General features: G+C 61.9%; 20 protein-coding genes and 1 tRNA gene. 10 read left to right on the top strand and 11 right to left on the bottom strand.

Annotation, left to right across the window (positions count from 1 at the left end; genetic code table 11):
• Window positions 1-3 precede the first annotated feature (3 nt).
• From truB to D1Y84_RS01415, 6 genes are read right to left on the bottom strand one after another with little or no spacing between them, the layout of a single operon-like run.
• Window positions 4-894 carry a tRNA pseudouridine(55) synthase TruB gene (gene truB / locus D1Y84_RS01395; RefSeq protein ID WP_124846915.1) on the bottom strand — a complete coding sequence of 297 codons (891 nt, stop codon included), beginning with the start codon at window positions 892-894 and terminating at the stop codon, window positions 4-6.
• Window positions 891-1,349 (bottom strand): GTP cyclohydrolase I FolE, encoded by a 459-nt coding sequence (gene folE, locus D1Y84_RS01400; protein ID WP_370245684.1) that lies wholly within the window; start codon window positions 1,347-1,349, stop codon window positions 891-893. The genes truB and folE overlap by 4 nt, the downstream gene beginning before the upstream one ends.
• Window positions 1,337-1,537 carry a hypothetical protein gene (locus D1Y84_RS18800; protein ID WP_370245685.1) on the bottom strand — a complete coding sequence of 67 codons (201 nt, stop codon included), beginning with the start codon at window positions 1,535-1,537 and terminating at the stop codon, window positions 1,337-1,339. The genes folE and D1Y84_RS18800 overlap by 13 nt, the downstream gene beginning before the upstream one ends.
• Entirely contained in the window at window positions 1,534-1,977 is a 444-nt protein-coding gene (locus D1Y84_RS01405) for a 6-carboxytetrahydropterin synthase (RefSeq protein ID WP_124846916.1), read from the bottom strand. The genes D1Y84_RS18800 and D1Y84_RS01405 overlap by 4 nt, the downstream gene beginning before the upstream one ends.
• A 7-nt stretch (window positions 1,978-1,984) precedes the next feature.
• Entirely contained in the window at window positions 1,985-2,398 is a 414-nt protein-coding gene (locus tag D1Y84_RS01410) for a 6-carboxytetrahydropterin synthase (RefSeq protein ID WP_124846917.1), read from the bottom strand.
• A 46-nt stretch (window positions 2,399-2,444) separates the two neighbouring features.
• Entirely contained in the window at window positions 2,445-3,557 is a 1,113-nt protein-coding gene (locus D1Y84_RS01415) for a glycosyltransferase family 2 protein (protein WP_233580943.1), read from the bottom strand.
• 130 nt (window positions 3,558-3,687) lie between these two features.
• Between D1Y84_RS01415 and D1Y84_RS01420 the strand changes: the two genes are divergently transcribed.
• The 3 genes from D1Y84_RS01420 to D1Y84_RS01430 all read left to right on the top strand — a co-directional run bounded on the left by D1Y84_RS01420 (window position 3,688) and on the right by D1Y84_RS01430 (window position 4,697).
• On the top strand, window positions 3,688-4,188 hold the full coding sequence (locus D1Y84_RS01420) for a TlpA disulfide reductase family protein (RefSeq protein WP_124846918.1): 501 nt from the start codon (window positions 3,688-3,690) through the stop codon (window positions 4,186-4,188).
• Between the two features lie 20 nt (window positions 4,189-4,208).
• Window positions 4,209-4,490: a hypothetical protein gene (locus tag D1Y84_RS01425; protein ID WP_124846919.1), complete on the top strand. Its 282-nt coding sequence runs from the start codon at window positions 4,209-4,211 to the stop codon at window positions 4,488-4,490.
• A gap of 130 nt (window positions 4,491-4,620) precedes the next feature.
• A tRNA-Arg gene (locus D1Y84_RS01430) sits at window positions 4,621-4,697 on the top strand.
• A 577-nt stretch (window positions 4,698-5,274) separates the two neighbouring features.
• Here the strand turns inward: D1Y84_RS01430 and D1Y84_RS01435 are convergent.
• Window positions 5,275-6,726 (bottom strand): alpha-L-fucosidase, encoded by a 1,452-nt coding sequence (locus D1Y84_RS01435; RefSeq protein WP_199726337.1) that lies wholly within the window; start codon window positions 6,724-6,726, stop codon window positions 5,275-5,277.
• Between the two features lie 324 nt (window positions 6,727-7,050).
• On the opposite strand from D1Y84_RS01435, the gene D1Y84_RS17810 reads away from it, so the two are divergent.
• Together D1Y84_RS17810 and D1Y84_RS01440 are read left to right on the top strand one after the other, a co-directional pair.
• Window positions 7,051-8,103 (top strand): hypothetical protein, encoded by a 1,053-nt coding sequence (locus D1Y84_RS17810; protein WP_158615256.1) that lies wholly within the window; start codon window positions 7,051-7,053, stop codon window positions 8,101-8,103.
• A 49-nt stretch (window positions 8,104-8,152) separates the two neighbouring features.
• Window positions 8,153-8,713 carry a TlpA disulfide reductase family protein gene (locus D1Y84_RS01440; RefSeq protein WP_158615257.1) on the top strand — a complete coding sequence of 187 codons (561 nt, stop codon included), beginning with the start codon at window positions 8,153-8,155 and terminating at the stop codon, window positions 8,711-8,713.
• An 80-nt stretch (window positions 8,714-8,793) separates the two neighbouring features.
• Here D1Y84_RS01440 and D1Y84_RS01445 read toward each other — a convergent pair whose 3' ends face one another.
• The 3 genes from D1Y84_RS01445 to D1Y84_RS01455 all read right to left on the bottom strand — a co-directional run bounded on the left by D1Y84_RS01445 (window position 8,794) and on the right by D1Y84_RS01455 (window position 13,015).
• Window positions 8,794-9,150 (bottom strand): hypothetical protein, encoded by a 357-nt coding sequence (locus D1Y84_RS01445; protein ID WP_233580945.1) that lies wholly within the window; start codon window positions 9,148-9,150, stop codon window positions 8,794-8,796.
• Window positions 9,151-9,323: 173 nt separating this feature from the next.
• Complete coding sequence (locus tag D1Y84_RS01450; RefSeq protein WP_124846922.1) at window positions 9,324-9,959, bottom strand: response regulator transcription factor; 636 nt, start codon at window positions 9,957-9,959, stop codon at window positions 9,324-9,326.
• The gene (locus tag D1Y84_RS01455; RefSeq protein WP_124846923.1) at window positions 9,956-13,015 is read right to left on the bottom strand and encodes a sensor histidine kinase; all 3,060 of its coding nucleotides are present in this window, start codon (window positions 13,013-13,015) and stop codon (window positions 9,956-9,958) included. The genes D1Y84_RS01450 and D1Y84_RS01455 overlap by 4 nt, the downstream gene beginning before the upstream one ends.
• A 386-nt stretch (window positions 13,016-13,401) precedes the next feature.
• Here D1Y84_RS01455 and D1Y84_RS01460 point away from each other — a divergent pair, with 386 nt between their 5' ends.
• The 5 genes from D1Y84_RS01460 to D1Y84_RS01480 all read left to right on the top strand — a co-directional run bounded on the left by D1Y84_RS01460 (window position 13,402) and on the right by D1Y84_RS01480 (window position 22,739).
• Window positions 13,402-15,000 (top strand): DUF5597 domain-containing protein, encoded by a 1,599-nt coding sequence (locus D1Y84_RS01460; protein ID WP_233580947.1) that lies wholly within the window; start codon window positions 13,402-13,404, stop codon window positions 14,998-15,000.
• Between the two features lie 293 nt (window positions 15,001-15,293).
• Window positions 15,294-16,304, top strand: a complete 1,011-nt coding sequence (locus D1Y84_RS01465; RefSeq protein ID WP_124846925.1) for a LacI family DNA-binding transcriptional regulator — start codon at window positions 15,294-15,296, stop codon at window positions 16,302-16,304.
• A gap of 343 nt (window positions 16,305-16,647) precedes the next feature.
• The gene (locus tag D1Y84_RS01470; protein WP_124846926.1) at window positions 16,648-20,184 is read left to right on the top strand and encodes a TonB-dependent receptor; all 3,537 of its coding nucleotides are present in this window, start codon (window positions 16,648-16,650) and stop codon (window positions 20,182-20,184) included.
• A gap of 180 nt (window positions 20,185-20,364) precedes the next feature.
• The gene (locus tag D1Y84_RS01475; RefSeq protein WP_124846927.1) at window positions 20,365-21,537 is read left to right on the top strand and encodes a hypothetical protein; all 1,173 of its coding nucleotides are present in this window, start codon (window positions 20,365-20,367) and stop codon (window positions 21,535-21,537) included.
• The gene (locus tag D1Y84_RS01480) at window positions 21,534-22,739 is read left to right on the top strand and encodes a hypothetical protein (protein ID WP_124846928.1); all 1,206 of its coding nucleotides are present in this window, start codon (window positions 21,534-21,536) and stop codon (window positions 22,737-22,739) included. Before D1Y84_RS01475 ends, D1Y84_RS01480 begins: the two co-directional genes overlap by 4 nt.
• Window positions 22,740-22,884: 145 nt before the next feature.
• On the opposite strand, the gene D1Y84_RS01485 is transcribed toward D1Y84_RS01480, so the two are convergent.
• The gene (locus D1Y84_RS01485) at window positions 22,885-23,358 is read right to left on the bottom strand and encodes a hypothetical protein (RefSeq protein ID WP_124846929.1); all 474 of its coding nucleotides are present in this window, start codon (window positions 23,356-23,358) and stop codon (window positions 22,885-22,887) included.
• Window positions 23,359-23,721: the final 363 nt, after the last annotated feature.

The raw sequence follows: 23,721 nt of genomic DNA on the forward strand, positions 1-23,721 counted from the left end.
GGCTTACAGCAGCACGATGGACGGCTGAAACAACACGCCCGCCACCCTGTCCACGACCGCAGCCAGCTGCTGCTGGCCGGCAAACACCTTCACCACCGGTGCATCTGAGAACTCGGGCAGCGCCACGGCATTGCCATGGCGGATGCGCTCCAGGGTGCTCGCGTCCGCTGTGACATTCGGGATCTGCGGCAGCAGCAGTCGAGGATGGCAGAGCTTCAGCTCGAGCGTGCCAGCCGCTGCCCGGGCTTCGATCTCGGCCAGAGTGAAGGCGTCCTCAAGCCGCAACGGCCCGGCCGTAACCCGCCGCAAAGCCGCAAGATGCGCCCCGCAGCCTGCCTGCTGTCCCATGGCGTGCGCCACCGAGCGCACATAGCCACCGGCCGAGATGCGCAGCAGAAAAATCGCATCCACCGTGCCGTCCGGCAGCGGCTCCACACTCTCGATCACGAACTCGTCCACGGTGATCCTGGCAGGGCGCAGCGCGGGCGTTTCGCCGGCGCGGGCAATGGCATACGCGGGCTTCCCACCGATCTTCTTGGCGGAGTAAGCCGGCGGCATCTGCTCGCTCTCTCCCAGAAACGTCGCGGCCATGGCGCGCATGCTTGCGAGCGTCACCGACGGCGCAACCAGGGTGCCCGCGGGCTGTCCCTCGGCATCGAAAGTGTCGGTCGCGAAGCCGAAGCGAATCACCCCGGTGTAGGTCTTCGCGAGCGCCCCGTAGAACTTCGCAAGGCGGGTCCATTTTCCCAGAAGGAGGGGCAGCAGGCCCGTCGCCATCGGATCCAGCGTGCCGAGGTGCCCGACCGACTTTTCGCCGGTGGCACGGCGCACCCTTGCCACAACGTCGTGCGAGGTCATTCCTCCGGGCTTGTCTACCAGCAGCAGCGCGTTCAAGAACGGGCTCCTGCGCGTACGAGCGAGAGAAACTCCGCGCGCGTGCGCTGCTTCTGAAACACACCCAGCATCGCGGAGGTCACAGTTTGCGAGGCCTGCTTTTCAACGCCGCGCATCATCATGCACAGGTGCTGCGCCTCGATCACCACGCCCACACCCATCGGCCCGATCGCCTCCTCCACGGCTTCGGCGATCTGCCGGGTCATGCGCTCCTGCACCTGCAGGCGGCGCGCGAATACGTTCACCAGGCGCGGCAGCTTGCTCAGCCCTACCACCTTGCCTTGGGGAATGTAGGCAATGTGCACCTTGCCGAAAAACGGCAGCATGTGGTGTTCGCACAGCGAATACATCTCGATGTCGCGCACGATCACCATCTCGTCGTAGTCCACCTCAAACAGGGCCGAGCGCAGGATATCGGCGGGGTCCTGGTCCAGGCCGCTGGTCAGGAACTGCATGGCCTTGGCGGCGCGCTCGGGGTGCGCAACAGTCCGTCACGCGATGGGTCCCGGTCAAAGCGATAGATCAGCTCACGGTAGAGCTCTTCCGTGGTGACATCCCCAAGTCGGCTTGCTGGCAGCGTCGCATTGGCTGCCTGCGCCTCCTGCTCGTTGGTTTCACTTCCTGCATCGTTGTTCTTGCTCATTGCTTCACAAAGCCCTTGCTTCCCGGCGCTGGTGCGCTGCCGCGATAGATAAAAAAGTTGTTCTGCGTCTCTTCCAGACGGACCTGCCGCAGCATACCGGGTGGGAGCGCCGCGTCGATACGGTTGAAGATTTCCATGCACACGTGCTCGCTGGTTGGCACGCGACCGGCAAAGGCGGGGTGGAGATTGAGGTTACTGTGACCGAACGGCTCAAGCACCTCGCGCGCAACCAGTGCGTCGAGTTCCACCAGGTCCAGTACCATCCCGGTCACACCTTCGACTTGCCCTCCCACCAATACCTCTGCCATGTAATTGTGCCCGTGTCCATGCGGGTTGGCACACTTGCCAAAGTGCTCCTGGTTGCGCACCTCATCCCACTCCGGACAGAAAAGCCGGTGCGACGCCGAGAAACAATATCGCCTGCCGAGGTACGCGTGCATGCAGGTCCTAGGCCTCACCGTAGTAGTCGGCAAACAGGTCCGGAGTCTCGTACACGCGCACCTGATGCAGCGTCGCCGCGGGGCTCACCTTATCCGCCAGCCGGCGCCATATCGCAATGGCAATATTCTCGGTGGTGGGCATCAACGTGCGAAACTCCGGCACTTCAAGATTAAGATGGCGATGGTCAAAAACGGCAATGACCTCGCGCTCCAGCACGTCCTTCAACCACTTCAGATCGACCACGAACCCGGTCTGCGGATCCACGTTGCCGCGCACCGTCACGTCCAGAACATAATTGTGACCATGTCCGTTACGGTTGGCGCACTTGCCGAACCGCTCCCGGTTCTGCGCTTCGCTCCAACTGTCTACCCAGTAGTAGTGCGAAGCGCTCCACTCGGCCCGCCGTGTGAGCAGGATCATCGTTTTGGCCTTTCTTCGGTGATTCTTGTTTCGTGTTGGCCAATCCTCATGTGCGCGCCACCAGCACTTCTCTGCCCTTCCACAGCACCCGTCGCAGCATCCGTACGCGGTACCAACTGGCATACAGCAGCGCTGCAAAGACCGGCAGGCCCAGGGCAATGCTCACCAGCACGTCCAGCGTGGGAAAGTGCGAGCGCGCAGCCCGCCGGTAAACGCGCACCAGGGTGCGCAGCCAGAACAGCCAGAACGCCGCGCGCACCCAGAGGTACGGCGTGGGGTACAACAGCGCGAGCAGCACAAGGCCCCACAGGAGAGCCACATCCAACAGCCGCCACAATGCCAGTGGCAGCACGTTGTGGATGAGCAGCGCAAGGTTTTTGGTCCAGCCGCGCCAGAGGAGGGTTGGGTCCTCCGGCGAGTAAGCTTCAACAGCTTCCGGCTCGTAGCGATAACGCAGCGGCACCTTGCCGCGCTTGGCCAAAAATGCAAAATCCACCTCCCCTATCAGCGAGCCAGCCACCGCGGCATGTCCGCCAAGGGACCGGTATGTGTCGGCGCGGCACAGCAGGAACTGGCCATTCGCCACGGCGATACGCCGGGCCGGGTCGTTCACCGACTTTTCAGGGTAAGCGCTTGCGAGTTCGGAGTAGATGAGCGGCAGCAGGGCGCGCTGCAGCAGCCCGCGTGCAACCTGGCGGGGCGCATACGACAACAGGTCAACTTTGTATCTTTCGGCCTCCACCACAGAGCGGCTGGTGGACCGGCCGCCGGTAGCCACCGGGTGCACGGTGTCGGCATCGGTAAACAGCAGCCACTGGCCCTGCGCCGCCTGCGCGCCGGCCTGGCAGGCATTGTTCTTGCCCGTCCAGCCCTGAGGCAGCGGCAGCGGAGCCGTGAGCACTCGCACCCCGGCAAAGCCCGCCGCGATGGCGGCCGTCCGATCCGACGAGCCATCATCCACAACCAGCAACTCCCAGTGCTCGCCCAGCAACCAGCCGGGCTCGCTCTGTTGCAGCAGCGAAGCCAGGCACTCTGCCAGCCGGTCCGCTTCATCGCGGGCGGCCACGATCACGCTCAGCAACGTGGTTCCCGGGCTCGCGTGCATCTCGGCTGTTGCCTCGTCCGATGGCTCCCTGTGCTGTTCCAACTCGCCTGTCATTGCTGATCCTCGATCGCCTTTCCTGTAAATGCCCGGCCGCTGCCCCGCAACTCGAGCAACCAGGGACCAGGGACCAGAGCAGCACCCTGTCTGCGGCAGCAGGCGGCAGGGGGCCTGCCCGCAATCTCCTATGATAGAAGCTGTGCGTCGCTCCCTGCTCACCACTGTCGCGTTTCTGCTGATCCCGCTGCTTTCCGGCTGCGATACGGGCAATGCCTCGCTTGGCCTCATCGGCAAGCCCGCACCGGCACTTGCACTGCCGGGTCAGCCTTTGGCGGCGCTGCGCGGGCGCGTCGTGGTGCTTAACTTCTGGGCTTCGTGGTGCCCGCCCTGCCTGGCGGAGCTGCCTTCGCTGACACAACTGCAGCAGCAGATGCCCGCCGTCACCGTCCTGGCCGTCTCTTTTGACCGCAACCCCGACGCGTACGCCCGCTTCCTGCAGGTGCACCACGTGGCGCTGCGCACCGCACTGGACAGCTCGGGCCGCTCCAACCAGGCGTATGGCACGACCATGCCGCCGGAGACGTTCATCATCGATCGCGATGGCGTTGTGCGGCGCAAGTTCATCGGCGCGCCCGCAAACGGCTGGACCGATCCGGAGATAGAAAGCTACCTCCGGGCGCTTCAGTAGGCTGCTATTATCAGGGCACTATGATGCCTCTGGACGTCCTGTTCGGCTATGCGGAACACCCCACCGAACGCTGCATGCTCGCCATCAACAATCTTTCCGAGGTATACGGCATCCGCGCTGTGCGCGTGGACGAGTCGGCTCGCCAGGTACGCGTCGAGTTCGACGCGACCCGCCTGACCCGCGTCATCGTGCAGCAGCTGCTCCGCCGCACCGGCCTCGATATCACCGGCGAAATCTCGCTGATTCCTCCGCAGCCTGCGCCGAAGACAGACACTCAGCCTGAGCAGCCCGCCGTCCGCTAGCTGGTTCAGTCGGACAGGTTTACGCACGCCCTTTGCACAGGCATAACTGGACTCCAGCCAGCAGCGGGCTGGACACCTCGGCTCTCTCTTGCTATCTTTGAAAAGTGTTCGCCCCCTGCGAACAGCATGTGCGCCCGTAGCTCAGCTGGATAGAGCAATTGGCTACGAACCAATAGGCCGGAGGTTCGAATCCTTCCGGGCGCACCAGACAAACCTCCAAAAATGGTCTTTTGAAGCACCAGAATCAAGCGGTGGCGCTGGTTGTCTCTTGCTGGCTACTGGCCGCTCGGTCGTCAGCGACTTCGCTGCGGACTGGGAGACCCCAGGTGGAGCTCTTTAAGCGTGCCCTCTTTGGCTGCCGATCGCAGACCGCGAACTACTTCCCGGGAAAGCTATGCGTTCGTAGCGGCTGTCGCCAACATGCCGCAGACTCACTGTCCTGCCGCTGACAGTCGGGTAATGCCGACCACTGTCGACGGCGAAAAAACGTACTTCGCCCAGTCGAAGCGATGAACCTGTTTGGCCATACCAAGCATAAGGGTCTCTCCGGTGAACTGGCTCCCTTCACGGTTCTATATCCATGTGCCACGCCATCGCGTGGAGCAGGATTAGCTGCAGGGACGCGGGCCGACACCAGAAAACGGGTTTGCCGCTCTATGGCGATCGCCTGTAGCCGATGCCTGCACCGCGCGAAACAAATCAGAGGATCAGACGCAAAGTGCCTGATGCACACGATTGAAACCTGGCTGCAGCCTCTGTGATTGTTTAATCCTCCTCGGAAGGGTCATGAGATACGCAGGCTGACCGCATAAGGATTGGATAGTTGGCGGGCGGCGATGTCAACTTTGGACAGAGCGACGCGCGTTCCTGCTCCCACTCGCTGCCACATGAGCTTTTTGTCGCTTCCGATCATGGAGATGCTCGCTCCGTCCGTTGGGGCAACCCCCTTCAACCAGATCGATTCCGGAACCGGCTCGCCATCATCAAGCAGATAGATCGCAAAGGTGGCACCGCTCTTTGCGCGGGTGAAGCATACTTTGCCGTCCCGATAGGGCGCCACGGGACGCGTTCCATAGATCGCCTCGCCGTTGATCTTCATCCACGCCCCAATTTCGGCGAGTCTTGCCACGGCGGCGGCAGGCAGTTCGCCGTTCGCATCGGGGCCGACGTTGAGCAGGTAGTTGCCGCCTTTGGCCACGACGTCCACCAGCAGGTGGACGATCTGACGTGCCGACTTGTAGCGGTCGTTCGGTACGTAGGACCAGGAATCGCCCAGCGTCATGCAGGTTTCCCAGGGATACGGCAGAGGCGTGTCCGGAATCTTCTGCTCCGGCGTGCGGTAGTTTTCATACGGGCCGCCGACAGCGCGGTCGACAACAATGAGGCCGGGCTGGTTCTTACGCGCAAGCGCGGTGATGCCGGGCATGTCGATATCCTGCGCCCAGGGCACTTCTCCGCTGCCGACGACTGCATCCGGATGGCTTTTTGCATTGACCCAGCCGCCGTCGAGCCAGAGGATATCGACCGATCCGTAGTCTGAGGTCAGCTCCGCGATCTGATGGTGCACGAAGGAAACATAGCTCTTCCAACGCTCGGTGTATTTGCGCGTGTCATAGTTCACATTGCGATCAGGCGTGGCCCATTCTGCGGCCCAGTAGTCCGGGTGGTGCCAGTCAGGCTTGGAAAAATACGCACCGATGCCAAACTGCTGCTTGCGAAAGGCTGAGAAAACTTCGTTTGCGATGTTGGCGCGGGGATTTGTATGAAATGGCACGTCGGGCGCGGTGATGCGGTAGTCGGTCTGTTTCGTGTCAAACATCGAAAAGCCGTCGTGATGCTTGGTGGTAAAGACGGCGTATCGCATGCCTGCATCCTTGGCAACCTTGGCCCATGCGTCCGGATTGAAGCCGACCGGATTGAAGGTCTTTGGTAGCGCCTGGTATTTCGCTTTGTAGTCAACATAGCTTGTGCCCGCCGGACGCTTGATCCAGTCCTCGGAACAGATCGACCATGACTCGACCACGCCCCACTCACTATAGGCGCCCCAATGCATCATGAAACCAAACTTCCAATCCTGCCATTGGTCGAGCTTGCGCAGAACAAGTGGATCGCTCTCAGGGATGTAGGCATCGTCTTTATCGGTCTCTGCGACGGCATCCACTGCAGCCGCGGCGGCGCCCAGTCCTAGTACCTTGACAAACTCTCTCCGTTGCACGATGGGTCCTTTTCCGAGCACCTTTAAAAGGTTCTCCGGTTATGCACTGATTTTACGCAGCGTGCTCACCGAAGCAGAACCATAGCCGAGATCTCGACCGGGGGACGACCGGATCCGGCCACAGGACTGCGATGGTGAGCCGGACCTGACTCAGGGGCATGCCGAAGTGCGGAGATGAGCTCGCGGCGGTGCGCCCTCGTCAAGCGCATCGGCCTGGCGGGTTGAAGCTCGTCTCCATCGAATGATGGAAGACAGTGCGTGCGCCCGGCCGCTACGGTGTGCGCATCTGGAATGCACCGCTCACTGCTGTTGCCAGGAGCGCGTTCCCGTTCAGGAGAGGACACAGTGATCTCGAAAAGCACCTTTCTGCCGGCCGCACTGGCCATCGCAGTATTGCCACCCATCGCCGCCCTCGGCCAGGGCTGCGTCGCGGCTCACAGCAACCAGCGCCTTATTGGTGAGCTCGTCCGGTCTGACGACTCGATCGATGACTCTCACTTTTCGATACACAACCTCACCGTAGAGATCGGCTATCGGGTCTTCAACTCCAACAAGTACTTCCAGGGCAGCAATGAGATCGCACGTCCCACGGTAGTCCGCAACCATCAGAACATCTTCGACATCGGCATCGAGTACCGCGTCTCGCACCGTTGGAGCTTCATTGCTGACGTTCCTGTGTACAACGGCACCCGCAACCAGGTCTATGCACCGGTGGGCGTGTTTCAGGTCAGCGGCCTGGGCGATGTGACGCTGGGAGCACAGGCCTGGATCTTCCGGCCACCCACAGAAAACGGCGGCAACGTTGCCATCAATGCCCAGGTGAAGCTGCCCACCGGGATCAACGACGCAACCGGATCAGCCGTGAATCTTGGACAGACCATCAAGGCAACGGCAGACCAGTCGCTCCAACCCGGCGACGGGGCATGGGGCTTCAGCGTCGGCACGCAAGGCTACAAGCGTCTGTGGCATACGGCATCGGCTTACGGACAGGGCAACTACCTCTTCAACCCGGAAGACACCAACGGGGTCGCGACGTTCCGTACGCAGCCAGGCCAAGGGGTCATGTCTGTGACAGACCAGTATCTCTACCGCGCGGGTATCTCGCAGGCCGTCCCCAGAGTACGTGGAGTCGCGCTCAGTCTCGGGATCCGTGGCGAGGGCGTGCCGGTGCGCGACCTGCTGGGCAGCAGCAATGGGTTTCGCCGTCCCGGCTCCATCATCTCGATCGACCCTGGACTGATGCTGAATTACAAGCGGGACACCCTCTCGGTCAATGGTCCGTGGGCGCTATACCGCGATCGCCCGCCCAGCGTGCCGGAGATTGCGTATCACATCACCAATGGGGATGCCTTCTTCGCGGACTACACCGTCATTGCCAGCCTTGCGCACCATTTCTAACGCACGGCCGCAGTCCACTTACTATTTCTTATTTTGCGAAAGGCATTGCATGCTCACAGGCACATACCTCCCCCTGATCTTCAGTCTCGCGCTTTGCGCGTCAGCCGCGGCGTCGTCGTCGAACGTAGTGCCGGAGATCGCGTTGAAAGATCTCTCCGGCCAGAAGCAGCGGCTCTCGGCACTCAAGGGCAACATCGTCGTGCTCAACTTCTGGGCTACCTGGTGCGGTCCGTGCCAGGAGGAGCTTCCACTGCTTTCGCGCTTGCATGATGCCTACGCCGGCAAACCGGTGCGCTTCGTAGCCGTCTCTATCGATGAGGGCAAGAGCCGCGAGCAACTTGCGGCGAGCCTCGCCAGGCACGAGGTAAAGCTCGAGGTCTGGGCAGGCGCCACCACGGAGACGATGTCCAAGGTTGGCCTGGGCGACGTCGTGCCCAGCACTCTGATTCTGGACGCATCGGGTGAGGTGATCACGCGCATCACGGGAGAAGCACGCGAAAGCGATCTTCGCAGCCGAATCGATTGGCTGCTCACCGGGCGCCTCGGCGACGCACCGGGGCGAACACTGGACCGAAGCCGGGAGACCGCGCCACAACCGTCTCAGAAGTAAACCCGACACACTTGCCCCAGCAACACTGCCAGACGTTCGTAAGTGCAACACCGCGTGTGGCAGGAGTCGAGGTCACGCTTTCAAGGCAGCGTGTAGTGCATGTAGAACCGGCCGATCTGTATGCCCTTGTGATCAGCGGGTGGCCAGATGTGAAAACTTTCCACATGGCCTTTTGCCGGATCGAGGCGGGCAGTTTCGCTTCCACGCTCCGCACCCGTAAGGCTGTCGAAGAAGTGGACCTCGAGCGTGTTCTCGCCGCGACGCCAGCCCACGGCATAGGCTCCGGGCTTCAAAGTCAGGTTGTCTTCCAACTCGATCGGTGACTGAACCAGAAGGTAGTGCGAGTACTTTCCATCCGAGGCATAGCCGGCCGTGATGAGCACGACCACTGCGATCACCTGATGCTTCGCGTTGATCAGGCCATTTGCGGTGCGCATCTCTGTCTCGATGTGCTCTCGTTGCACAGTGGCTCGCGCCGGAAGCGCAGCCTCAAGCTCGGCTGGAGTTGCTGCTCTCCAATGCTCCTCCGCAGTGTTCTGTCCCAGTGCCTGCATCCCGAGGAACCAGCATGCACAGATCAAGCTCAGCCGCCGCATAGCAACTCCGTAAATTAGCTCAGGTGCACGATACCGCGCTGCAGCGCAAGAACCGCGGCATGGGTTCGATCCGAAGCACCCATCTTACCAAGCAGACTGTTGACGTGCGATTTCACCGTGGCCTCAGTGATACGCAGATCGCTTGCGATCTCCTTGTTTGCCCGCCCTGCCACGATGCGTTCAAGCACGGCTATCTCGCGCGTGGTCAGGTCCTGGCTGCTCACCCGCTGCGCGAGCTTCTCGGCGATGGCCGAAGACATGCGGGCTCGCCCGGAGTGCACGGCCTGGATCGCCTGCACCAGCTCGTCCACCTCCATCCCTTTGAGCAGATACGCTTTCGCCCCGGCCTGCATGGCGCGGTAAATGTCTTCATCTCCGTCAAATGTTGTAAGCACAATGAAACGCGCCGCAGGCCACATGCGCCGGATCGCCTGGATAGCATCCACGCCGCGCATCTGCGGCATCTGCAGGTCCATCAGCGTGACATCGGGCGCGAGCGATGCATAAAGACTGAGGGCCTCCTGCCCGTCCTTTGCACACCCCACCACTTCGATTCCCTGCACCGACGACAGCAGCGCAACGAGACCCTGCCGCACGACCGCGTGATCTTCGACCACAAAGACCCGGATGTTTTCACTCGTGACCATCATGCGTCCTCTTCCGGCAGCGGCACTGTAAGCGTCACCGTGGTTCCATGTCCCAGAGCACTTTCGACCTGCAGCTCTGCCCGCAGCTCAGCAGCGCGCTCCTCCAGGCCCCGAATGCCGTAGTGGCCGGGCAGCGCGCGCGACGCTGCATAGTGAAACCCGCAGCCATTGTCCCGCACCCGCAGCCGAAGGTTCTGTGAACCATACTCCAGGCTCACCAACATCTCGGTCGCACCTGCATGCTGCTCTACGTTTGAGATGGCTTCGCTCGCGATCCGCATTACCTCATTCTCTACTTCCGGAGCGGCGCTGCGATATTCACCACCAATCCGAAGCTGCGTCACGGTTGCCGCATCCTGGAAGCTCTTGACGCGAGCCGTCAAGCGGGCAGGAAGGCTCGCGTCCGACAGGTGCACACGAAGGTTCCAGATGCTCTGCCGCGCAGACTCGAGCGCCTGCCGCACGAGCGAGCGCGTTTGTGCCAGCGGCTCCAGCACATCGCTCAGGCGCCCCGCTTTTGCATGTTGCGTGGCGATCTCTACCTGCAGCGATACGCTCACCAGGTCCTGTGCAAGGGTGTCATGCATCTCGCGGGCGACGCGCGTGCGCTCCTGCAGCACCAGGGCAAAACGACGTGCTTCTGCGCGCAACCGCACCTGCACCAATCCCAGCACACCAACGATCGCAACACACCCGGCGAGCAGGTATACCCACAGCTTGCGATACCACGGAGCGCGCACACGAAAGCGAAGCACAGCCTCATCCCTGCTCCATACGCCATCGCCATTTGCCGCAATGACGTGAAATGCATATTGACCTGGCGGGAGGTTGGTGTAGTAAGCGGTGCGTCGCGTTCCGGCATCCACCCAGTGCTGGTCGAAGCCGTTGAGTTGATACCGATAGTGGATGCGCGCAGCGTTGTTCAAGCTGAGACCTGCGTATTCGAAACTAAATTGTTGATGTCCGGGGCCGATCTCTGCCGGCGCGTCCATCGCAAAGCTCGCCCCGTCGACAAACACCTGTGTGAGCACGATGCCCGGTGGCACATGCACGCCGCGTAGATGCTCGGGGTCGGTAACAGCGATGCCGCGCCGGGTGGCAAACCATAACTCCCCGTCCTCACCCTCGGCAACAGTGGGGCTGCCAGCCCCTACTGCTTCCTCACTGGGCATGCCGTCGCTTCGTCCATACGCATCCACCTGGAGGTTGCGGCCGTCGAGGGTGCCGGCAAGGCAGGCTCGCAGCTCGTTCACCCTGGTCCGGTACAAGCCCCGCGTGGAACGAAGCCACAGATAACCGTCCTGGTCGGCCAGGATGCCCAGTATCTCTCGCGGCAGAGCGGCGCTGTGTACCGGGAGCAGCGCGTTCTCACCTGCAAGCGCAAGTCCAGCTTCATGCACCGCCGCCCACACCCTTCCCTGGTGATCTGCGCCGAGCGCGGTGATAATGCTCCCACCCTGCTGCGCACCAGAAGACACACAGCGGAAGGCACGGCCGCTGCGAACGCACAATCCATTCGAAGTCCCGACATAGAGGACACCCCCGGTCCCGGTGCCTGCTGGAAGCCCAAGCATGGGTCCAATGGAGTTACTGCCGAGCCCATCGGCGAGGGTGAACGTGTGCACGGTGTTCTTATCGATATGCGCCAGTCCAAACCGCGTGCCTGCCCACACCGTGTCGTCCGCATCCACCAGCACGCTCCGGACGAAGTCATCCGGAAGCCCTTCGGAAACGGTCCAGCGCTGCACCTTCGCGCCTGCGATGTGGTTAAGCCCGTCGGGTGTTCCCACCCACACATCCCCCTGCCGGCCCGCGGCAAGCGAGAGCACCACCGGGCTCAACAACCTGCCGCGCGCCAGTGCGACGGCCGTGGTTCCGCTTTGAAAAACGCCATCGTCGCGGGTGCCCCAGTCCATACGTCCACTGCTGTTCCGCACAATGGCCGTGATGGTCTCTGAGCCGGAGCCTAGGTCCATGGCGAACTTGCGCGGCTGCAACGCATGCAAGCCCGAGCCCTCGGTGCCGATCCACAGGTCCCCTTCGCGGTCCTGATCGATGGAGAGAACAGATTCGCCGCGCAATGCGTCCCATGGCTCGAAGCGAAAGCCTGCTGCAGGCGCTGCGGAAACAAGCCCGCGGTTTGTTCCAATCCACATCCTGCCCTGCCCGTCCGCATACAGCGCCTGGACCCGGCTTCCGGGCAGCTCTGTTCCTGTGTGCCAAGTCCGGGTCTGCGAGGGCGATACCACGTGCACAAAGTCCGAACCATACGTCCAGACTTCCTGCCTGCGATCATTCACCACGGCACCCAGCACCGGCAGCGCCTCCGGCTGCGGCGCCTGCTGTGCCACCAGGCGCCCGCTTCGCCAGCGGTAGGGCGTCCCACGACTGTCGACGGCAACGAGTCCGTCAGCGGCGTTGCTGACGCTGACGATGCGGGCGCTGGTCCGGACCCACTCGAAGTGATCGCCGCGCTCTGCTGCGAGTCCGCCTGTGGTCAGCACGAGCAACTCACGAGCCCGGCTGGCAACGGAGACGATCTCGTTGGAGGGCAGCCCATCCTGGGTGCGGAACAGGCGGTACGCTTCGCCACGCTTGCGCACGAGCCCATCCACGGTGCCGAACCAGAGATCCCCGGCGGCATCTTCCGCCAGGCTGCTGATGTCATCGCTGGCCAGCGCAGGCACCCCGTCGTGGTTGAGCACGCGAAAGCTCTGACCGTCAAAGCGTGCGAGCCCTGCTTCTGTGCCCACCCAGAGCGATCCGTCGCCGCTTTGCAGCAGGGCATGCACGCTTGCCTGGGGCAGTCCATCCTCGGTCGACCATGCCTGGTGATGAAAGTAAAACGGCATCGGCCGGTCACGGGCATGGAGCAGCGGGCCGCTCGCGAACAGGAGCAGCCCGCACGCAACCAGGCGGCAACGCAGGCCACGAGCCAGTTGCTTCAGAGCCTGGCCGTCGTCGACGACTTTGTGGCACGTCAACTGCTCCAAATGGCCGAACCATAAAGAGCCGACCACTGGGTTGCGCCGGGGGAGGCGCGAATCTGCTGCAATCACGAGCGGCTGTCCTCGGCGGTCGCACCGATTGTGAAGCACGATCCAGAGGGAAGCCAAGCGGAAACCGCATGAAACAAAATCGTCGGCGCTGCGTGGGTGCTGCCGCGGCAGGAGCAACAGGCGGATGTCCCAGGCAGTCACGGGCTGCACCAGCAGCCGACACCTGCCCAGTCCTTGACACCTGCGCACGCGGGCTTCTACTGTTCTACCCGGAAATTGTATACGGTTACATTCGAGCTTTCGCTCGCCCTGTACGCCTGCTGCCCACGAGAGGATGTCACCCCATGATCGAGTTCTTCCGAACACTTCGGACCGCACCGTCCCACTCCGCTGCACAGGCACGGCGCAAGCGCGCCCCTTCGCGGGCGAGTCGCAGCAGGAGTTGGATGGTCGCGAGCCTGCTGCTCGCCTCTGCCCTGGCAGCCGGCGCGCAGGCCCCTGCAGGCGACATGCCGCGCATCGAGAAGGCGAATGGGCGCTCCGCGCTGATCGTGGACGGCAAGCCGTACTTCATGCTCGGTGCGCAGATCAATAACTCCAGCTCATGGGCCGCCACGCTTCCCGACGTCTGGCCGGCATTTGCCGACCTCCATGCCAATACCATCGAGGCGCCCGTGTACTGGGAGCTGATGGAACGGCAGCCGGGACAGTTCGACTTCAGCAACGTTGACCTTCTGATTCGCGGCGCACGTGAACATCACCTGCACCTCGTGCTGCTCTGGTTCGGCACCTGGAAGAACGGCCAGAACCACTATGTGCCGGAGTGGGTCAAATCCGACCCGGCGAAGTATCCGCGCGAACAGGATGCGTACGGCAAGACGCTCGATGTCATGTCTCCGCTTGCGCAGTCAAACCTCGACGCCGACAAGCACGCGTTCGCCGCCCTTATGCACCATGTGCGCGAGATCGACAGTACCGAACACACGGTCATCATGATGCAGGTCGAGAACGAGTCCGGTTCCGTCGGTGCGATCCGCGACTACTCGCCGGACGCGAACCGCGAGTTCGCCGGCCAGGTACCTGCGGCCCTGCACACCCGCAAAGGCTCCTGGTCCGAGGTGTACGGCGCGGATGCGGACGAGCGCTTCGCCGCGTATGCAACGGCTCACTACATCAACGCTGTGGCCGAAGCAGGCAAAGCCGAGTACCCCCTCCCGATGTACTGCAACGTGTGGATCACGTATCCGGTGCACGCGCTTTCCACCCGGAACCATCCGAGCGCGGGGCAGGAATACCCCAGCGGCGGACCACAGCAGGCCAACATCGACATATGGAAGCAGACTGCTCCGTCGATCGACATGCTGGGTCCTGATTTCTACTCCAACGATCGCCAGTTGTTCCGCGACGTCGTGTCCGCGTACGGGCGCCCCGACAATCCACTCTTCATCCCCGAGACGCACATGTCGCATGATTTTGGCGCGAACCTTTTCTATGTGCTCGGTCACGGTGGCATCGGGTTCTCGCCCTTTGGCGTGGACTACACCAACTGGACGATCCGGGACAACAAGATCCCTGATGCGATCGCGTTGAACTACGCAGTGCTCGGCCCGCTCGATGGACAGCTTGCGCAACTCAATTACCAGGGCAAGCTGCAGACCGCGGTCGAGCTCAAGGGAGAGCCGGTTGCGCATCTGCATTTCGGCGGGGTCGATGCAGTGGTCGCCTTTGGCTTCCCTCAGCATGACGGCGAAGTGCCGCCGGGAACGACCGAGGGCACGGGTCGCGTGGTTGTCGCTCAGCTCGGTCCGCTCGAGTTTCTGGTGACGGGCTTCGATGCCAGCGTGACGTTTGAGCCCAGCGATACAGCCAAGGAAGAAGTGGAGATTCTGCAGGCGGAGCAAGGCACGTACTCCGGCGATCAATGGCAGATGACGCGTATCTGGAACGGTGATCAGACGGATCGCGGTCTTCAGTTCCGGGCTGACAACCACTATGCCGTGCGCGTCCGGCTGCAGAAAATCGCAACATACACCCACCCCAAGTAGGCGGGCGTTCCGCCGGCGCGTGGCGTTTGATCGAGTTCGCTTTACAATCCAAGATCCGGGCGCGATCAGATCCGCGCGCGATCAGGACCGAGTGGAGCTTGCGCTTCTCCGCCTGGCACCTCGGTGACGGGTTGCAGCAGCACGCGCTCGCCTGCTGCACGCAAGCCGCTGGATCGGCCCGGCGACCAGCTCACGCCGCAAGCATCTTGACGCCCACCGGCAGGACTGGCTACGGTGGGGCGCACCAGGCATGCTCCGGCAACCCACCCTCGCGCACAGAACGCAGGCAAGTCATGAACATGAAGTTCGTCGCGCTTCGGGCCGGGGTATCCAGTGCCACCGTTTCCCGCGTGATCAATGGCTCGCCGCTGGTAAAGCCGGAAACTGCCGAGCACGTGCGCCGCATCATCGCGGGGCTGAACTTCATTCCCAACCCGCTCGCCACCACGCTGAAGTATGGCCGCAGCCGCACCTACGGGCTGATCATTCCGGACATCACCAACCCGTTCTACCCTGAGTTTCTGCGCGATTTCGAGGAGATCCTGGTCGGCATGGACCACGAGGTCCTGCTCGCCAACGTCCGCTCAAGCCCCGAAGCGCTGGTGCACTCCATTCGACGCATGCTGCTGCGGCAGGTCGACGGGGTCGTGCTGATGGCCTCTGAGTTTGATACCAAGGTGGTCGAACCCCTGCTCGCCCGCAAGGTACCGCTTGTGACGATCGACCGTCGCCGCGCCGGCATTGGCACCAGCGATGTTTCGATCGACTTCGAAGATGGCTTCGCGCAGGCGGTCGCGCATCTTTTCCAGCTCGGTCACCGGCGCATTGCGTTTGTGGGAGGATCTGAAGGACTGCGCACCTCCAGGGTTCGTCTAGAGGCTTTTCAGCAAGGGCTCGCGCGCAGTGGATTGACCCTGTACCCGGAGTTGCTCCACGCCGGGAACTATCGCGTGGATGGCGGAGAAGCCGCCATCCACGCCCTGCTGCAGACCAGCGACCCGCCCACCGCCGTGATGACGGCCAACGATCTCACCGCTTTCGGGGTGATGCGTGGACTGCATCGCGCGGGGGTGACGGTACCCCACTCCATGTCCGTCGTGGGCGCCGACGATGTGCTGCTGAGCGACATCCTGCAGCCTCCGCTCACGACCATCCATGTCAGCCGCCGTGAGATGGCCGCCGCCTGCGTTGAGGCCTTGGAGTACACCAAGGAACACCTGGACGGGCGTGGAAGGCACATCCGCATCGGCACGCTCCTGCTGGTGCGCGAAACAACCGCAAGACCGCGCGACCGCCACCTCTGAGACACGCCCTGCGACCTGGCCGCTTCCGGCTTTTAGTGCAGGGATTGCCACGCCCGGCTACTAGCCGTGCCGTCTCATCAACGATAGAGAAGTCCAAACGTAGTTACGAATAGACAGAAGCATATAGGATGTGCTTGACAACCCTTACTGGCTGCTCTTACTGTTTGCCCGATGTATGCGTATACATTGCCCCAGTCACGGACACGTGAAGAGATTTCGGAAGCCGGTGCACACTGCACACGCACCGGGTATGTTCTTCACGCCGAGAGGGCAAGCGGGTGCATGGCATGAAGCATGCTCTGCACCACAGCAAGCGATACCTGTACCACATTGAGGAGACCAAGTGTTATATCCATTCCGATCCAGGCCATCGAGGTATGCCAGAAGCCGCCCGCTTTTCCTGGCACTGCTGACCACTTGCGCCCTTCCACTTTCGCTCCACGCCCAGGTTGACCAGGGCACCATCTCGGGTACGGTGGAAGATCCGAGCGGCGCCGTTGTGCCGGGAGCCGCGGTCACCATCACCAGCGTCGAAACCGGCCTTGTGCTCAATGGCAAGACAGACTCGAGCGGTGTCTACACCTTTTCCCCGGTCAAGATCGGCCACTACAACGTCACGGTGACTGCTCCGAACTTCGACAAGGCCATGCTGTCCGGTTTGATGGTCAACGTCAGCCAGCGGCTCGAAGCCAATGTCGAGCTGCACACAGGCGACGTGTCCCAGACGGTCACCGTGCAGGGCGGTGCGGAACAGGCACTGCAAACCGAGCAGGCCTCGACCGGGCAGGTCGTCAGCGCGCAGGTCATCAACGACACCCCGCTGAATGGCCGCAACTTCGTCTTCGTGGCGCAGCTTGCCGCCGGCGTCACGCAGTCCAACGGTTCCCGTGGTGAAGGCAACGGCGATTTCAGCGCCAACGGTCTGCGCGCGGAACAGAACAACTTCATCCTCGACGGCATTGACAACAACTCCAACCTCATCGACTTTTTGAACGGCGCGACCTATGTTGTGCGGCCTCCGCCAGACGCGCTTGCCGAGTTCAAGGTACAGACCAGCGATTACACGGCCGAGCTCGGCCACTCGGCAGGCGCGGTGCTCAATGCCTCCATCAAGGCCGGCACCAACCAGTTCCACGGCAACCTATGGGAGTACTGGCGCAATGACGCGCTCGACGCGCTCGATTATTTTGCGCAGTCCAAGCCCGAGTACCGGCAGAATCAGTTCGGCGGGACCATCGGCGGACCCATCCTCAAGAACAAGCTCTTCTTCTTTGGCGATGTGGAAGCCAACCGAATTGTTTTTGGTTCGGTCGGCACGTACTCGGTGCCCACTGCGCTGATGCGCCAGGGTGACTTCAGCGAACTGCTCAACACCAGTCTCACCGGTTCCAGCGCGCCCACGGTGCTCTACCAGCCCGGCTCGAACGGCACTGCCCTCCTGGCCTGCAACGGTCAGCAGAACGTCTTCTGCGCCGCCCAGATCAACCCCATCGCGCAGCGCATCCTGAACCTGTACCCTGCGCCCAACGCGAATGGCCGCAACACGTACAACAACTACATCACCAACATCAACGACCTCAACAACACCGTGGACTGGGACGGCCGTATCGACTGGAATGCCTCGCAGCATGATCAGGCGTTCTTCCGCATGAGCTACCTGAACACGCGCGGCAACTACCCGGCAGCGTTCGGTCCCGTGCTTGACGGCGGCGGCTACGGTTCCGATGGACCCACAGTGAACGCGGGGCAGAACTATGCGCTCAGCGAAACCCACATCTTTACCCCTACGCTGGCAAACGAGTTCCGCTTCGGCTACAACTGGGCGCATGCGCAGTTCCTGCAGCAGAGCGCGAACACCGATGTCGCGTCGGAGGTCGGCCTCGGCGGCATTCCGTTCCAGGCCAACAACGGCGGACTTCCCAGCACCTCGGTCAGCGGCATCACCAGCTTCGGCTCGCCGGGCTACTACCCGTCGATCGAGTACGAGAACGTCTTCCAGATCCTCGACAACGTCACCAAGGTGATTGGCAACAACACCTTCCGCGCCGGGGTGAGCCTGGAGAGCGTTCGCGTCTTTGTAACGCAGCCTATCCAGCCGCACGGCGCTTACAACTACAACGGCTTCTACACCTCCAACCCGAACCTCAGCTTTACCGGCTACGGCGTGGCTGACTTCCTGGCAGATTCCATGCGGTCAGCAAGCCTTTCTAACTACTTCGGGATTGAGGATGTGCGCTGGTACGACGCGGGCTACCTCCAGGACGACTGGAAGGTCTCGCATAATCTCACGATGAACCTGGGACTGCGCTACGACTGGTACCAGCCTGCCGAAGAACAGCACGACCACCAAGCCTACTTCACCATCAACTCCATCAACGGGCCAGGCTCCGGAACCGGAACCTACCTGCTGCCGAAGAGCCAGGCTAACGTGGCCCTCGCGCAAAGCTTTCAGACGCTGACCGCCGGCAACAACATCAACATCGCTTACAGTGCCAACCGTTCGCTCGCCAAGTCACAGTTCACCAACTTCAGCCCGAGGCTTGGCCTCGCTTACCAGATCACGCCGAAGAGCGTCGCCCGCTTGGGCTACGGCATCTTCTTCGGTGGCCTGGAGAGCGCCGGTGGCTCGCCGAACCCCTCCTATAACTATCCGTACGCGTTCAGCTCCAACTTTACGGCGCCGAGCTGCACCGGGGCCACTTGCCCCACGGACGGCATCACGCTTGCAAATGGTTACTCGGCTGCCATCGCCGCGGGTATCCAGAACTTCCTGTCCACCCCTGGGCTGGTCGGCGGACAACTGCAGACCAAGACTCCTTATACCGAGCAGTACAACGCGTCGTTCCAGTACGCGTTTTCGCGTACGCTGAGTCTCACCACGGGATACGTCGGCAACGTGTCGCGTCACCTGCAGGCGATCACGGACCAGAACGCACCGGTTGGCCTCGTAGGTCCGTCGGATAACTCCCAGACCATCCGCCCCTTCAACAACTTCGGCGGCGCACAGTACGACCTGTATGAAGGCGTAGGCAGCTACAACTCGCTGCAGACCACGCTTGAGAAGCAGACTTCAAACGGGCTCTACTTCCTGGCCACCTATACCTACAGCCACGCGCTCGATGATACCGGTACCCCGCTCGACGGCGGCACCAACGTGTATCGCAACGCCAACCTTTATCCCATCGGTATCGAGTACACCAACTCCGACTGGGACGTGCGGCATCGCTTCACCTTCACGGGTGATTACGCGCTGCCATTCGGCAAGGGACGCCAGTTCCTGAACCACGGCGGTCTCCTGAACGAGATTGCGGGCGGATGGTCCACGGACCTGGTGTTCTACGCGCTCACCGGCAATCCCTTCACCGTCACGCCGAACAATACGGGCGCGAACGGGGCCAATACACGTCGAGCCATCCTGGTCGGCGACCCGTATGCCGCCGGTGGGACGCCGGACGCGAGCAATGCTTCCACATCGTGCGCAACCTCGACCCGCAACATCCAGTCCTGGTTCAATCCTTGCGCCTTCGCCAACCCGCTGTCGGGCAGCCTGATTCCCAACACGCAGACCGCGGCTAACCCGCAGGGAACCCCGATCACCTCACCCGGTGCTGCCGCAGCCTTCTTCGGCGGTGCACGCAACCAGATCTACGGCCCTGGGTATCAGCGCATCAACATGAGCGCCTTCAAGAACTTCGACACAATTGAAGGACAGTACCTCCAGTTGCGCGCTGATATCTTCAACCTCTTTAACACCCCGGCTTTTGGACAGCCGAGCGGAACGGACAATACGAATGGTGGCGTCATCTCGAGCACCCGTTCGCTTGGAAGCTTCACTCCGAACTCGCGCTTCTTCCAGCTTGCCGCCAAGTACTACTTCTAACCCGGAAGCGAGGCTGCGCACCCCGCAGCCTCGCTTCTTCACTTCCTGCGGCGCGATTGTTTGCAGTACCTCTTGCGTAGCGTGAACTATTCCGCCACTGCAACCGCCACATGCCCCTCCATGCATCGCGCGGCCCATCTGCCCTTCTTTTCACCCCTGCGCATAGGCGATACTATCGGCATGCATCTGCCTGATGGCGGCCTGACAGCCTCGTCCATATCGATGAATCGGCGCGGCTTCCTGCGAAGCTCTTTCGGGATGCTGTCAGCTGCTTCTGTCCGTGGAGCCCTCGCCTCGTTTGCTCCGGACGCGTTGCGACCCGCCCAGAAAACAGTGATCGTGACATTCGGCGGCGGCGCGCGCGACGAGGAAACCTTCGCGGAAGAGGGCCAGCAGAATATCCCCCACCTGCTCCAGGAACTGCTCCCGCAAGGAACGTTCTTCACCCAGGTAGTCAACGCCGGCATCCTCGGGCATTATGTCGCGACCGCAAGCATCGTCACCGGCGCATACGAGCGGTTCAATAACTTCATCGCGCAGCCTCCGCCAAATCCCACCCTGTTCGAGTACTACCGCAAGGCACTGCGCCGGCCGGCAACGGACACCTGGGTAATTGCGCCCAGCAATGGATTTCAGAGAATCGGCGGCAGCAGCGACTCGGCATTCGGTCCGGCGTTCGAAGCCGGCGTCATTCTCCCAAAGCGCCTGCTGAGTGCTGCGCTGAAGCAAGGCTCCGGCGCCGACACGGACCGGCTGTCCCACCTGCTGCAGGACAACTACGAGATGCCGCTCTACCAGTCGGCTGCCGCTGCGCACGACGATGAACTGCACCTCGATCGACTGGACTCGACACTCAGACTTTCCGTGGCGGACTTCCTGGCCCGTGCCCGCGCCTCGGACAGTGCGGATGAGCTGTCCATCTTCATCGCGCGTCAGCTGATGCGCCAGCAGTCGCCTTCCCTGCTGCTTCTGACCCTGCATGACATGGACATCGCGCACTCCGGGGCCTACTCGCTGTATGTGGATGCCATTCAGCGGGCGGATCGACTGTGCGCGGAGCTGTGGCAGATGATTCAGTCAGATCCCGAGTACAAAGACCGGACCACGCTGTACATCATGCCCGACTTCGGTCGGGATGCCGATGATGATCCGGCTGGCAATGGTTTTCAACATCATCGCACCGGGGGTGCACTGGCTCGAACGACGTGGCTTCTGGCCCTGGGTCCACACATTCGTCAGAATGTGACCGTGGATCGCCCGATCGCCTCCATCGATCTCGTGCCCACTGTTGGCTGCCACATGGGGTTTCCGACCCCGCTGGCGCAGGGTCGTTGTATTCAGGAGCTTTTGTGAAGCCCGCAGAGTTACAACCCTCGATGTTTGACGCGTGGCCCGCTGTGTCGCGCACTTTCGCAACCGACAGGCTCTCGCTGCTGCGCCGGCTGCCGCTTGCGCTGTGTCCGTCGTTTGCCAAGCAGATGCATGTTCTCAACACGAGCTTTCCGGCGGAGGTCGCCTCCCTGCAAAGTCAGTGCGACCAGCTTGCAGCCATGCCAGCGGAAACGCTCAATCCCTTGCTGCTCCCATTCGAGCAGCTGCGTCTTTCTTCAGAGCTCACCAACATGGACTGGCTGAAAGATCCGGACACCTTTATGGCAGCTTTCTCGGCATGGCTGTGGTCGAGCGGGCAGGTCGACGAGTTCAGAACCGCGTCTCATGCGCTGTTTGCCGCCATTGCTCAGCGCGAAACGCCGCCGCATCGGCTCGTGGTAGTGGTGGTGGGTCGCGGCGTAGCCAGCCCGCCCACTCGTCCATTCGCCCGGCTTCGTAAGCACGGCGTCCTGCTCACCAGCCTGCAACCGGAAACGCTCCCGCAACAGCTTTGCAACGCGTTTCGCGAACACGCTGCAACGCTTGCCAGCCACTATGCGCATTGGTATGTAGACGGCGGCGAACCCTGGACACAGGGCCTTGAAAAACTGCCGGCCACGGTCGCTGTAAGTTACCCGGAGCTAGCCCCGCTGCGCACGCGCATGCTGGCCAACATGGAAGCCACTATCAGTGAAGGAAACGCCGGCGCTGAGAAAATGCGGGCAAACATGGGCGGCATCACGCCCGCTGATCTGCGCGCGGATGAACTCACCCCGGACCCCGTGCTGCAGCGGTTCTATACCGAACTCTTCACCCTGAGCTCCGGACCGCAACTGTTCAGCACCAGCTTTGTGCAGTGGACAGGCAGAGAACTCCTGCGCCGGGCACAGCCCCGCACACTGTTGCTGCGGTATGCACCACGGCAGCGAAATCGTGCGTTCAATGACCTGCTTGCCGGCAAGGAAGCCACAGCGCTCGACCCTGAGGGCTCACTGATCGACGCGGAGATGGGTGCCTACTACACATGGCTCGAGATGAACCGTATCTCCGCGCAGGGTAACAGCACCTTTGTGGCCTGGCGGGAGGGCACCGGGACCGCAGTGATCGCCGGGAAGAATGCTCCACAAGGTACCGTTTCATCGACCCCGCTTACCCTGGAAAAAGCTCTTCTGCTTTTTGCCTGACGAGCGGGCTGAAAAGACGAGATCTGGCTTGAGAACCTGCTGGCGATGTTGTCTTGGAACGTGCATCCGCTGGTCGCACCAAGCACAGAAGGCCCACCGCTAAGGTGAGCCTTCTATACTTTGCAGCTTGTTTGCGGTTGCAGTTTTACCGGTGGCCACCGCCACCGTGATCGCCACCGCCGTGATCCCCGCCGCCGCCGGGTCCACCATGGCCGGCGAAACCAGCGCTATGCTCGTTGTTAGGCGCATGACCGGCATTGCCGATATGACCCTGCCCATCGCGGGCCTCATTGCCGCGGAAGCCACCGAATGCAGCCTCACCGCGTCCTGGCAGCGGGCCGCCGTACCCGTGATGCGGATCAAAGCGATTATCAACGTGCCCGTAGAAACCGTGATTTCCGTGGAACCAGGGACCGGCTCCAATAAACACGCCACCGGCAAACCAATCCGGCCCGTAGTACCCATAAGGCGCGCAATTGTAGGGCGCGTAGTCAAAATAGCCATACGGGCATGCCGGTGCCGCGCCGATGTTGATCGAGATCTGAGCGGGCGATACGGACGCGCTACTTAAAAGCCCGGCAGCAAGAACAGAAAGTGCGGCATTTTTCCAATTTGACATTGATTCTCCTCAGTCCAGTAGTAAGAACCCAGAACGTTGCCTGCAGTTGTTCGCATCCTGTGAAAGATTCACCGCCTGCGTGAGGGCGATCCGCCCGCTGCGTCTGCCCCTTGAAAACGGGAGGGCACGCCGGAATCGAAGGGGCCACGCGCAAAGACACTTCAATCGAGAAAGCCGCAGCGAGTAACAACTGGCTTTTCGCTGCATGAGCCACGCAATAAAGTTCTGAACCCGCCCCGATACGCTTTGCGCATGTTATGGGTCGGGCCTTACCTTGGACAGGCGAGCGCACCTTCATTCAGCAGGCAACGCTGACCGGCAGCGCACGCGATCCTCACCTTAGAATTTTGTGCTCAGATACCC

Source organism: Acidipila sp. EB88, assembly GCF_003858395.1.
Classification (GTDB): Bacteria; Acidobacteriota; Terriglobia; order Terriglobales; family Acidobacteriaceae; genus EB88.

Coding starts and splice junctions, on each gene's coding strand:
- folE (WP_370245684.1), bottom strand. CDS start 1,349: ATGCAGTTCCTGACCAGCGGCCTGGACCAGGACCCCGCCGATATCCTG.
- D1Y84_RS18800 (WP_370245685.1), bottom strand. CDS start 1,537: ATGAGCAAGAACAACGATGCAGGAAGTGAAACCAACGAGCAGGAGGCG.
- D1Y84_RS01405 (WP_124846916.1), bottom strand. CDS start 1,977: ATGCACGCGTACCTCGGCAGGCGATATTGTTTCTCGGCGTCGCACCGG.
- D1Y84_RS01410 (WP_124846917.1), bottom strand. CDS start 2,398: ATGATCCTGCTCACACGGCGGGCCGAGTGGAGCGCTTCGCACTACTAC.
- D1Y84_RS01415 (WP_233580943.1), bottom strand. CDS start 3,557: ATGACAGGCGAGTTGGAACAGCACAGGGAGCCATCGGACGAGGCAACA.
- D1Y84_RS01420 (WP_124846918.1), top strand. CDS start 3,688: ATGATAGAAGCTGTGCGTCGCTCCCTGCTCACCACTGTCGCGTTTCTG.
- D1Y84_RS01425 (WP_124846919.1), top strand. CDS start 4,209: ATGATGCCTCTGGACGTCCTGTTCGGCTATGCGGAACACCCCACCGAA.
- D1Y84_RS01440 (WP_158615257.1), top strand. CDS start 8,153: ATGCTCACAGGCACATACCTCCCCCTGATCTTCAGTCTCGCGCTTTGC.
- D1Y84_RS01445 (WP_233580945.1), bottom strand. CDS start 9,150: ATGCGCACCGCAAATGGCCTGATCAACGCGAAGCATCAGGTGATCGCA.
- D1Y84_RS01450 (WP_124846922.1), bottom strand. CDS start 9,959: ATGATGGTCACGAGTGAAAACATCCGGGTCTTTGTGGTCGAAGATCAC.
- D1Y84_RS01460 (WP_233580947.1), top strand. CDS start 13,402: ATGGTCGCGAGCCTGCTGCTCGCCTCTGCCCTGGCAGCCGGCGCGCAG.
- D1Y84_RS01465 (WP_124846925.1), top strand. CDS start 15,294: ATGAACATGAAGTTCGTCGCGCTTCGGGCCGGGGTATCCAGTGCCACC.
- D1Y84_RS01475 (WP_124846927.1), top strand. CDS start 20,365: ATGCATCTGCCTGATGGCGGCCTGACAGCCTCGTCCATATCGATGAAT.
- D1Y84_RS01485 (WP_124846929.1), bottom strand. CDS start 23,358: ATGTCAAATTGGAAAAATGCCGCACTTTCTGTTCTTGCTGCCGGGCTT.